General features: G+C 61.6%; 9 protein-coding genes. 6 read left to right on the top strand and 3 right to left on the bottom strand.

Features of this window, described 5'->3' with window-relative positions; translation table 11 throughout:
- Positions 1-100 precede the first annotated feature (100 nt).
- Positions 101-1,126 carry an asparaginase gene (locus tag H4Q31_RS21065; RefSeq protein WP_185181035.1) on the bottom strand — a complete coding sequence of 342 codons (1,026 nt, stop codon included), beginning with the start codon at positions 1,124-1,126 and terminating at the stop codon, positions 101-103.
- A gap of 171 nt (positions 1,127-1,297) precedes the next feature.
- On the opposite strand from H4Q31_RS21065, the gene H4Q31_RS21060 reads away from it, so the two are divergent.
- Positions 1,298-1,459, top strand: coding sequence for a hypothetical protein (locus H4Q31_RS21060; protein WP_185181034.1), 162 nt, complete (start codon positions 1,298-1,300; stop codon positions 1,457-1,459).
- 33 nt (positions 1,460-1,492) lie between these two features.
- Positions 1,493-2,392: a LysR family transcriptional regulator gene (locus H4Q31_RS21055; protein ID WP_185181033.1), complete on the top strand. Its 900-nt coding sequence runs from the start codon at positions 1,493-1,495 to the stop codon at positions 2,390-2,392.
- 26 nt (positions 2,393-2,418) lie between these two features.
- On the opposite strand, the gene H4Q31_RS21050 is transcribed toward H4Q31_RS21055, so the two are convergent.
- Entirely contained in the window at positions 2,419-3,459 is a 1,041-nt protein-coding gene (locus tag H4Q31_RS21050; RefSeq protein WP_185181032.1) for a glycosyltransferase family 2 protein, read from the bottom strand.
- A 103-nt stretch (positions 3,460-3,562) separates the two neighbouring features.
- The gene (locus H4Q31_RS21045; RefSeq protein WP_185181031.1) at positions 3,563-5,395 is read right to left on the bottom strand and encodes a phospholipid carrier-dependent glycosyltransferase; all 1,833 of its coding nucleotides are present in this window, start codon (positions 5,393-5,395) and stop codon (positions 3,563-3,565) included.
- 160 nt (positions 5,396-5,555) lie between these two features.
- On the opposite strand from H4Q31_RS21045, the gene H4Q31_RS21040 reads away from it, so the two are divergent.
- From H4Q31_RS21040 to H4Q31_RS21025, 4 genes are all read left to right on the top strand, one after another.
- Positions 5,556-6,797: an NAD(P)/FAD-dependent oxidoreductase gene (locus tag H4Q31_RS21040; RefSeq protein WP_245347473.1), complete on the top strand. Its 1,242-nt coding sequence runs from the start codon at positions 5,556-5,558 to the stop codon at positions 6,795-6,797.
- Positions 6,798-7,084: 287 nt separating this feature from the next.
- Entirely contained in the window at positions 7,085-8,128 is a 1,044-nt protein-coding gene (locus H4Q31_RS21035; RefSeq protein ID WP_185181029.1) for a nucleotidyltransferase family protein, read from the top strand.
- Positions 8,125-9,306, top strand: coding sequence for a glycosyltransferase (locus tag H4Q31_RS21030; protein WP_185181028.1), 1,182 nt, complete (start codon positions 8,125-8,127; stop codon positions 9,304-9,306). Before H4Q31_RS21035 ends, H4Q31_RS21030 begins: the two co-directional genes overlap by 4 nt.
- Positions 9,296-10,570 carry a hypothetical protein gene (locus tag H4Q31_RS21025; protein ID WP_245347472.1) on the top strand — a complete coding sequence of 425 codons (1,275 nt, stop codon included), beginning with the start codon at positions 9,296-9,298 and terminating at the stop codon, positions 10,568-10,570. The genes H4Q31_RS21030 and H4Q31_RS21025 overlap by 11 nt, the downstream gene beginning before the upstream one ends.
- The last annotated feature ends 79 nt before the right edge of the window (positions 10,571-10,649 follow it).

The following is a 10,649-nucleotide window of genomic DNA, read 5'->3' as shown; positions in this document are numbered from 1 at the left end:
TAACTCAACTCCACTGAGTACTCCTGTGCGGGAATTACTCGGCCAAACCGAGTACCAGCAGCCGAAGCAAAACAAGCCCGCTCACGCGGGCTTGCTTCGGTTAGAACACAACTTCCCAAGTTCCCGCTTCGGCGCCTGCATCGTTGCGGAACACGCGCGGGTAACGTGCGCGAAGACGCTCCATCGTCTCCGCCGAGGCGCCGCCATACTTCTCCAGCAGCGCGATGACGATCGGTCCCCAGGCGGCTTCCGAGCCGTCGGACAGATGGACCGCGATGCCAAGGCGCTCCTTGCGCAGCCCGAGCGTGAACAGCCCCTGCGCGCCGCTCTTGGCGACGATATTCGGATCGGCGAGCAGGATGCTGGCCAGGCGGCCCGGTCCCTCGACCAGCTCAGGGTAGCGGTTCATCGCCCGCACGACACGCTCGGCCGCCGCGGCCGCCGCCGCATTCGGCGCGGCGTCCGGGCAGGCGAGGCGCGCATAGGCCAGCGCCGTCCGCCACATCGGCACGGCCGCCACCGGCAGGCCGCAGCCGTCGCGACCGACGGCGGTCTCCGCCTCGCCGGCGTCCAGCCATTCGCGCACGCGCGCGGTGATCCGCCGCTGCGCGGGATGATCCGGCTCGGCGTAGCCTTCGAGCGGCCAGCCCATCCGCTTGCACCAAGCGAGCATGCCGAGATGCTTGCCTGCGCATGTATGATAGATTTTCCGCGGGACGGCCCCGCTCTTCGCCCATTCATCCCGCGACGTCGCATGGGTTGGCGCGCTCGCTTTGAATACGAACGCCTCTTCCGGAATATCCGCCCGTTCGCGCATCTCGGTCAACGCTTCGATCTGCTCCGGCAAGCCCCGCTGGGAAGCCGCCATCATCGCCAGATGGCGATCCTCCCAGCCGAATGCCTCCGCTACGCCGCCGAGCAGCGGTTCGATCGCCTGCAGCGGCTTGCCCGTCGACCGGATGAACGCCGACGCCTGCACGTCTCCCCAAGATGCCAGAAGCTTGCCGCCGTCGTCCGGCGAGACGACGCAGATCCGTCCGCGATGCTCGTTCTCCGCAAGTCCTTCCCTTGTCGCAATAACGAGCGGCGTGTCCTGCGGCATTACAGGCCTTATATTCTTCTCCATGCTGTGGTCATCTCCCCGATTGATAACTAACGCTAATTTGCACGCCTCGCATCGGCGCCGATAACGTTTCCATCGGTATCTCCGATCGAAGCTATGCGATTCTTTGGATAACTTATCCAAACCCTCCGGTGGTAAGATGAAGCCATCCGAACGACCGCAGGAGGCGAAAATATGTTGATAAACGATAATGACGCCCTTACAATATGGAAGAAAAATGAATTGGAGCTTCTACGACAGTTGGAACGCCGGCGTCTGGCGAGTCTTGGCAAAGCGCCAAGGCGCCGGATCGGACGCTTCGTCCGGTTCGCGGCGAACCTGCTCTCTCTGCGCTAATAACGCCAAATCCATTGCCTGGTGGTGAACTCCTTGGACTTGACCTACTTGCGAAGTTTCCTGGAAGTCGCCCGCTGCCAAAGCTTCACCAAGGCGGCCGACCGTCTCGGCTACGCACAATCCAGCGTCACCGCTCATATTCAGAAGCTGGAGAATGAATACGGCGTCGTCCTCTTCGAACGCTACGGCCGCACCATGCGCCTCACGTCTGCCGGCGAGCAGCTTCACGGCTTCTTCGAGCAGATCGTAACGATGTATGACGAGTCCAAGCATCTCATCTCGCGCCAGGTATCCGGCCGCATCGATATCGGGACGATCGAGTCGCTGATGGCCTACTTCCTCCCGCCGGTATTCAGCCGGTTCCGGGAATGCTTCCCGCAGATCAATCTGCAAGTGAAGCCCCTCGGCGAACAATTGGTTCTTCAATCGATCAAGACGGGCGATCTGGACATGGGCGTCATTATGGACCGGATCGTATGTGACGAAGATATCGAATCGATTCCGCTCCGCCAAGAGCCTCTGGTGCTTGTCGCTCCGCCCGACCATCCGCTTCGCGGGTGCAACAACGTCTCCGCGCAGGACCTTCAACAATTATCGTATATCGCAACCGAACCGGCGTGCACGTACCGCAACGCGTTCGAGCAAGTCTTATCGGAGAACGGGGTCGCCTATCGGATTCTGCACGAATTGGGCAGCCTTGAAGCCATCAAGCGGCTCGTCGCATATGGACACGGCGTCGCCTTGCTGCCGAGAATCACCGTCGAACGGGAACTGACAGAAGGCCAGTTGATTGTTCTCCCCTTCTCGCATCCCGACATTATCTTCTACACCCAGATCGTGATCCATAAGAAGAAATGGAAAGATCCCGCCATCCGGCATCTCATCGAGCTGCTCGCGGAAGCGGCGGAAATGGACAAGAGGCTGGCCCTGTAACTTCAGGGCTTCAGCCTCTTCGTTCTTTAAGGCATGCGGCGGCCGGTTCCGACCGTTGGGCGACTCGGTGCGTTATCTTCATCGAAGCCCTGCGCATCCGCGGGAGGCGCGCCCGCCGTAGCTTCGCCATCGCCGAAGTTCAGCTTGTCCGCCACCAGATAGAGCGGCCGGCGCCGCGTCTCTTCATAGATGCGGCCGATGTATTCGCCCAGCACGCCGAGCAGCGACAGCGTGATGCCGTGGAACAGCAGGCTGATGACGACCATCGACGCCCAGCCGGGGGTCGTCGAATCCGTGAAGATCCGCTGGTACAGCACGAACAGCAGGTAGATGAACCCGACCGCCGACATGAAGAAGCCGAGCACGCCGGCGATCTTGAGCGGCTTCGTCGAGAACGAGGTGATCGCGTCCATCGACAACCGGAACATTTTGCGAAGCGGATACTTTGTCTCCCCCGCGAACCGTTCGTCGCGCACGTACTCGACGGACGTCTGGCGGAAGCCCGCCCAGCTGACCATGCCCCGAATGAATCGGCTCTGCTCCCTCATGCTGCTGAGCGCGTCGCACACCTTCCGGTCCATCAAACGGAAGTCGCCTGTGTCGACCGGAATGTTGACGCTCGTCATCGAGCGCAGCAGCCGGTAGAAGGCGGCGGCCGTCAGCTTCTTGAAGTACGACTCCCCGCGTCTCGCAATCCTCTTGCCATAGACGACGTCGTAGCCTTCCCGCCAGCGGGCGATCATCTCCGGAATGAGCTCCGGCGGATCCTGAAGATCCGCGTCGATCAGCACGACCACCCGTCCGGACGCATAATCCATACCCGCCGTTACCGCGATCTGGTGCCCGAAGTTGCGCGAGAAATCGATCATCCTCACCCGACCGTCGGCCTCTCCCAATCTTCGGACGATCTTCGCCGTCGCGTCGCGGCTCCCGTCGTTGACGAATACGAGCTCGTACGTCTCCCCGATCGGCTTCAGCGCTTCCGTAAGCCTCCGATACGTCGCCTCGATGACTTCCTCTTCGTTGTACATCGGTATGACGACCGACAGAAACACGGGTGCGTTCATCTGAGAATCCCCTTTTCCTCTATACCGCTTATCCGACTATCCATTGCCATCATCCATCATCCATCATCCATTATCCATAGGTCCGGTGGTCCAGCCGAGCCGATTAGAAGCCCCAGCTATCCAGCCAGCGAATGCCGAAGTTCATCCATTCCCGGCTGATCGTCATCCCCGTCAGCACGGGGTAGAACCAGACGAGCAGCACGCCCGCTCCCGCGACCGTCAGCCATGTCAGCCGCTTGCCGTAGCCCGTCCGCTCTTCGATGAACTTCAGCAGCCAAACGATCGACAGGATCAGCAGCGGCACCATCGGGAAGTAGTGGTACAAGAACGTGATGCTCCGAGGCGCTACCATCCACGGCACATAGAACGATAAATACATGACCGCGATCGTCAGCGCGATCCGGTCCCGCCGCAGCAGGCCGAGCGCCCATGTGAAGAGCATCGCGAGCAGGCCGCCCCACCAGACGAGCGGGTTGCCGATCGCGGCGATGCTCTGGGCGTCGCCCTTGCCCAGATCGACGCCGCCGTAATACCAGACCGGACGGACCATGAACGGCCACGTGTACCACTTGGAAGCGTACGGGTGCGCCTCTTTGACGCCTTTGTGATAATGATACATGTTCTTCTGGTACTGCCACAAATCCTTGAAGCCGTCGTCGGCGACGGTGCCCTTCAGATACGGGATATACGTTGTCGCATAAGTGGCGGCCGGAATTGCCAAGAACAGCACGAGGCACGCGAGCAGCGTCAGAACCGCGCGCTTCGCCGAGCCGGAGCGCTGTCCGCTCCGTCTCCAATCCCGGATGTGGCGGTACAGGAACAGGAAGAATAGAATCGCTAAGCCCGCTCCGCCGTATAGATAATTCCACTTGACGGAAGCCGCGCAGCCGAAGAAGAAGCCCGACAAGGCCAAGCAGCCGATGCCTTTGGCGAAGCCGCCGTCTCTCCACTTCATCTCGCCGTAGCGGTACATGAAGTAGATCATCAGAATGGTGAACGTCACGCCGAAGATGTCCACGTTCGCCATGCGCGAATGGACGAGATGGAAGCCTTCGAACAGCATCAGCAGCGTGCCGACGGCGGCATACCGCGTTCGCTTGAACATGCCTCGGAGCGCCATGTAGAAGACGGGGATCATCGCCGTTCCGCCGACCGCGGCCATGAAGCGCCAGCCGTAAGGCGTCATGCCGAACAGCTGCACGCCGATCGACAGGATGTCCTTGCCGAGCGGAGGATGCGTATTCTCGTAGGGCTCCCACGAATGAACGAATTCATATGCGGTGCGTCCATGATAGATCTCGTCGAAAAACATGCTGTTGCGGTAGTCCTGCCGGAACGGAGCGAGCGATTGCTCGTCGAATACTTGCTCTTCCGCCCCCTCCGTTCGACTGCCGCGAGTGCCGATCGGCTCAATGCCCGCGATCGGAATCGGAGCGTCCGAACCGTTCGCGAACAATCCCGCTTCGTAGATTCTGAAGCCCGGCGTCACGACGGTATAGCGTATGTAGCGGGCCTCAACGCTAACGGGCTCGCTCTTCTCATCCTTCTCATCCTTCTTGTGCGTCTCGGTCTTCCAAGTGAACACGCGGTTGACCTTGTGCTCCACTTCGGTGTAGAGCTGCCAAGTCGTCCCGTCTACCGAGTATTCGATCTTGCTCTTGCCCGTCGCTCCCGGTCCCTCGTATAGGTTCAACCGGTCCACCGTCTGCGGCCGGCCGAAGTCGACAATGAAGCCCTCGCCTGATTGGGATGGCTTCCAGTAGGTCTGGGGCGCAGAGCGATTGCCCAAATCGTGAAACGACATGAGTGCGGATACGAAAGTTAATATTGCGATGATCATCCAATCCAGCCGCGTCCAGCGCCGCGAGCTTCGCGCGCCGGAACCGCCCGTTCCGAAGCCGATCGGAGACGATCGGCTGTCTGCAGTCCAGTCCATTCCCGTCCTCGCCTTCATCACCAGTCTGTCCCTATTGTAGACCAAAGAGCGAACGCCGGAAAGTCCTTGTCCGAACCGCCGCCTCAGGGTGGTTTCCAACCTCCGGTTAATGCGCATACTTGGATCAGTCCAATCTACTATCCATCCTGGAGGGAATCCTTTGACTTTGCACTACGGATCGCTCTATTGGCCTTCTACTTGGCCGGATTCGCCGCGTTATCCCCATTTGACCGGAACAGCCTCCTGCGACGTACTCATCGTCGGCGGAGGCATGTCGGGCGCCGTCTGCGGGCTTACCCTCGCCCGCAGCGGCCTCGATGCCGCGCTGATCGAGCAGGGCGAGATCGCATCCGGCTCCTCCTCTTCCAATACCGGATTGATCCAATATTCCAACGACATTACGCTCAGCGATCTAGCGCGGCAGATCGGGGAGAAGGACGCCGTCTGCTTCTATAGAGCCTGCAAGAACGCAGTCGAACACATGGGCGTCGTCGCCGGGTCGCTGCCCCGCGACGTCGAATTCAACCGGCGCAGCAGCTTCTACTTCGCCAGCGCGCCGGAAGACGCCAAGCAGCTGAGAGAAGAGTATGAGTTGCTGGACCGGCACAACTTCGGGGCGGAGTGGTGGGATGAGGATCAGATCGCCGCGAGGTTCCCGTTCCGGAAGGAGGCCGCGATCGTCACGCATGGCGACGCGGAGCTCAACCCCTACCGCTTCGTATGCACGATGGTCGAAGCGGCCGCGAAGGAAGGATTGGCTGTCTACGAGCATACGCCCATGCTCTCGATCGAGCGGGAGGACGGCCGGTTCGCGGTCCGGACGGGCGAAGGGCTTATCCGGGCGAACCGCATCGTTCTCGCCGTCGGTTATACGCCGGAATCGGCCGGGAGCAAGAGGGTTCTGTCCAAGCTGAATCGTTCGTACGCCATCGCGACCAAGCCGCTGCCCGACCTGTCGGGCTGGCACGAGCGGTTCATGCTATGGGAGACCGCGCGGCCGTACTTATACTTGCGGGCGACTCCGGACGGCCGGATCGTCGCCGGAGGGCTGGACGAGCCGCAGCGCCAGCCCGTGCTGACCGCTGCGGACCTCCGCCAGCGGTCGCAGCGGCTGCTCGCCGAGATCGTCAAGCTGTTCCCGGACCTGCGTCCCGAGTTGGCCTTCGAATGGTGCGCCACGTTCGGCGAGTCCGCGGACAACCTGCCCTGGATCGGAGAGGACCCCGATCGGCCAGGCATCTATTTGTTGCTGGGCTACGGCGGCAACGGCAGCGTCTACAGCACGATCGGCGCGCAGCTCATCCGGGATCTGCTGATCGGAGAGGAGAACCCGCTGGCGCGAATCGTCAGTCCGCGGAGAACGTGCGGCGGAAGAGGCTTGTCCGGCTCTCGCGGCGTTTAGAACTCTTGAGTTTTCTTCCTTTTTCCGGTAAAGTAGGCGATATCAACGGCACGCTTGGTTCCTTGATTCCGTCATCCATCCGCAGGGAGATCGCAGCTCAGGACATACCAGTGGATCCTTTACAATCGAACTATACACTATGCCAATACGTCGACGCCTTCCTTCGCGCAAGCGAGCGGAAGGCGTTTTTTTGCATTGTCATGGAGGCGGCGGGAAGTTGACGGTTGCGTAAGTATCGCGTAGTGCCCGTCCGAGGGTACCAAATCAAATAACGGAGGCTGATCTTCATGAAAGCATTGCTCTTGGCCGGCGGATTGGGAACAAGGCTGCGCCCTCTCACCGAGAATAGGCCGAAACCGATGGCGCTGGTCGGCAACCGTCCATGGCTGGAACATCTCATTCTCGACTACAAGCAGCAAGGCATCCGAAGCTTCGTGATCGCGGTCAAACATTATCGCGAGATGATTGAGTCCCACTTGGGCGACGGCTCCAAGTACGGCGTGTCGATCGAATATGCCGTGGAGAAGGAGCTGCTCGGCACGGCTGGCGCGATCAAGAATGCGGAAGCGCTGCTTGGCGACCGGTTCCTCGTCGTGAACGCCGACATCATCCATCAGATGGACCTTCAGAAGGCGATCCGGTTCCACGAAGAGCATGACGGCATGGTCACCATCTGCTTGACCGAGGTGGACGACCCGAGCCACTACGGCGCCGTGGAGATGGGTCAAGGCGGGCGAATCCGCTCCTTCGTGGAGAAGCCCAAATTAGCGGAAGCCCCCTCCAATCTGATCAATGCTGGCATCTATATTGTAGATCGCGCGGCGCTCCGCTATATTCCGTCCGGCGGAGCGGTGTCCATCGAGAAGGAGACCTTCCCCCTCCTGATCCGCAATGGCGCCGGCGTCTTCGGCCATAAGCTCGAAGGCTACTGGATGGATATGGGCACGACGGAACGCTATCGCCAGCTGCATTGGGACGTGCTGGACCGACGGTTTCCTTTGCCGATTAGCGGCGAGGCGCTGGACGACAATGGAATCTGGCTCGGTACAGGCGTCCGGATCGGGCAAGGCGCCCTTCTGGTCCCTCCCGTCATGATCGGCCCTAACGTCACGATCGGCGACCGCAGCGTTATCGGCCCCTATGCCGTGGTCGGAGCCGGCAGCCGAATCGGCGGCGGCGTTCGCATGGCCCGGACGATCCTCTGGGATCGCTGCCGAATTCGAACTGGGGCACAGCTGAGCAACTGCATTTTCGGAACGGGTACCCACGCAGGTCCTCATATCTTACACGAAGCGGTTTGCAACCGCGTCCTGGAGGTGCAACGCCCATGACAACCGCTTCGCTTCCGATCGCGTACCTCAGCACCTATGTCCCGAAGAAATGCGGGCTCGCCACCTTCACACACCACTTGCGGGAAGCCGTCTCCCGATCGAAGGGCAGCCCGGTTGCGGACTGGGTCGTCGCCATGTGCAATCCCGAAGAGCTGGAGGCTTACCGGGAGCCTTGGCAGTTCCCCTTGCTCAAGCAGGAAGCCGGCGAGTACCGGGCGATGGCCGATATCTTGAATCGGAGCGAGATTCAGGTCGTGTCGCTGCAGCATGAATTCGGCATTTTCGGAGGGGAGGCGGGCCGTCACCTGCTGGAGCTGCTGGAACGGCTGAAGAAGCCCGTCGTGACGACGTTCCATACCGTTTTTGAGAATCCTGTTGAGCCCTACGCGTCCGTGCAGGCTGCCATTGCCGAGAGAAGCGAATGCATTCACGTCATGAACCGCAAGGCCGTCGGTTATTTGCGCGAGCACTTCGGGATTCCGCCGGAGAAGATCGCGTTCATTCCGCATGGAGCGCCGGTGCCGAACCGGAGCGAGCGGTCGCTAACCAGGCGGCAGTACGGCTGGGAGGGTCGGAAGGCGGTCTTCCAATTCGGCCTGCTTAGCCGGTCCAAAGGCATTGAATCGCTGCTCCGGGCGTTCGCCAAGGCGGTGAATGCCGTGCCTGACCTGCTCTACATCATCGCCGGGCAGACGCACCCGGAGGTGAAGAAGCACGAGGGAGAATCCTACCGCGAGGAACTGACCGCGTTAATAGAGGAGCTCGGACTGACCCATCATGTGAAAATGATGAATCGTTACGTGCCCGAGGATGAGCTCGTGTCCCTTATCTCGGCTTGCGACCTGTACGTGACGCCTTATCCCGGCATGCAGCAGATTACGAGCGGAACGCTCGCCTATGCCGCCGGGTTAGGCCGTCCTATCTTGAGCACGCCGTACAGCTACGCCAAGGACCTCGTCCAAGGCCGCGACGAGCTGCTGCTTCCGTACGGGGATACGGAAGCGTGGAGCGCGAAGATCATCGAACTATTCTCGTTCCCGGGGCTTCTCGCCGATTACGAGAGGTGGATGGCGGAGATCGGAGCCAGCCTGCAATGGCCGCAAGTAGGGGCGCAGTACTTGGGGCTGCTGGAGCGGGTGGCGGCGAATCAGCAGCGGAGCATGGCGGATGTCGTCTAACTCGGGGCGGCGGCACGGCGGTCATGGCGGTCATGGCGGTCATGGCGGTCATAGCGATGCTCCCTCCTTCGTCCATCTGCGCCGATTGACGGACGACACAGGGCTGCTCGAGCATGCGCTTGGCCGTATCCCCAGACGTCAGGAGGGCTATACGACAGACGACAACGCGAGGGCGCTGTGGACCGTCGCGGAGTGGCTCGATCCGCGGCGGAAGCGGTTCGTTGGCGAAGCGGATCGGGCGACGCTGAGATCGCTCGCGGATATCTACCTTGCCTTCCTGCTGTGGACGCAGCAGGAGGACGGCTGGTTCCACAACAATGTCGCTTACGACCGATCGCTGGAGCCGGAGGGCGTGTCGCACGATTGCCAGGGGCGCGCGGTCTGGAGCTGCGCCGACGCATGGGTGCGGCTGGGAGAGGGCCAGCGGGAGACGGCGTTCATCCTGTTCCAGAAGGCGATTCGCACGATCGGCTCGATCGGCTCCATGCGCGGGCGAGCGTTCGCGATGGCGGCCTGCGCCCATCTGCTGGAGGCGGCAGGGAACGGCGTGATCGAGCTGCCTTCTGGATGGCGCAATGAGCTGGAGCATCATCTGCGAAGGTTCGAGCAGATTCTAATTGATGCGTTCCGCCACTTCTCCCACGGCGGCTGGCGCTGGTTCGAGCCCGTCATGAGCTACAGCAACGGCATTCTGCCGTGGGCGATGCTGCGGGCCTTCCGCGTGACGAAGCGCGCGGAGACGCTGGAGATCGGGCTCGACAGCCTCTCCTCGCTGCAGACGGCCATGACGTCCGAGAACGGCTGCTTCCGCCCGATCGGCAACGAGAGCTGGCGGACGAGGGATTCCGTCAGCTATTGGGACCAGCAGCCGCTCGAGCTGTTCAAGCTCGCGCTCGCGCTGGAGGAGGCGGCAGCCGCGCTGGAGACGGTGCGGCATGACGGCGTCTCGCTGCTGGTCTCCGCCTCCTCGGCGGAGAGCGGCCGGGGCCACGCCAAGAGCGGCACGCTGACCGCCGAGCGCTCCGGCGAGCTCGTGCTGGGCGATGCGCGGCTGGTCGACATCGCCGAGCATATCGAGTTCCTGCGCCAGGCGAGGAACCGGTGTCTCGACTGGTTCTACGGCGACAACGACCTCGGCGTGCCGATGGCGGACCCGAAGGAGGGCTGCTGCTTCGACGGCCTGCAGGAGAACGGGCCGAACATGAACTGCGGCGCCGAGGCCGCGCTGTCGTATTTGATGACGCATGCGCTGTGCGCGGATTAGGCGGCGCGGTGCGGCGGTGCGGCGCGGCTCGCGGGGCGAGAAGCTCGATATATTCGATTCCGCATTCCTGCTCATGTAG

This window comes from Cohnella lubricantis (assembly GCF_014212015.1).
Classification (GTDB): domain Bacteria; phylum Bacillota; class Bacilli; order Paenibacillales; family Paenibacillaceae; genus Cohnella; species Cohnella lubricantis.
This window is presented reverse-complemented; position numbering and strand designations above follow the sequence as displayed.

Excerpts from the sequence above, each read along its gene's own strand:
- H4Q31_RS21065 (WP_185181035.1), bottom strand. The coding sequence starts at position 1,126 with ATGGAGAAGAATATAAGGCCTGTAATGCCGCAGGACACGCCGCTCGTT.
- H4Q31_RS21060 (WP_185181034.1), top strand. The coding sequence starts at position 1,298 with ATGTTGATAAACGATAATGACGCCCTTACAATATGGAAGAAAAATGAA.
- H4Q31_RS21050 (WP_185181032.1), bottom strand. The coding sequence starts at position 3,459 with ATGAACGCACCCGTGTTTCTGTCGGTCGTCATACCGATGTACAACGAA.
- H4Q31_RS21045 (WP_185181031.1), bottom strand. The coding sequence starts at position 5,395 with ATGGACTGGACTGCAGACAGCCGATCGTCTCCGATCGGCTTCGGAACG.
- H4Q31_RS21035 (WP_185181029.1), top strand. The coding sequence starts at position 7,085 with ATGAAAGCATTGCTCTTGGCCGGCGGATTGGGAACAAGGCTGCGCCCT.
- H4Q31_RS21030 (WP_185181028.1), top strand. The coding sequence starts at position 8,125 with ATGACAACCGCTTCGCTTCCGATCGCGTACCTCAGCACCTATGTCCCG.
- H4Q31_RS21025 (WP_245347472.1), top strand. The coding sequence starts at position 9,296 with ATGTCGTCTAACTCGGGGCGGCGGCACGGCGGTCATGGCGGTCATGGC.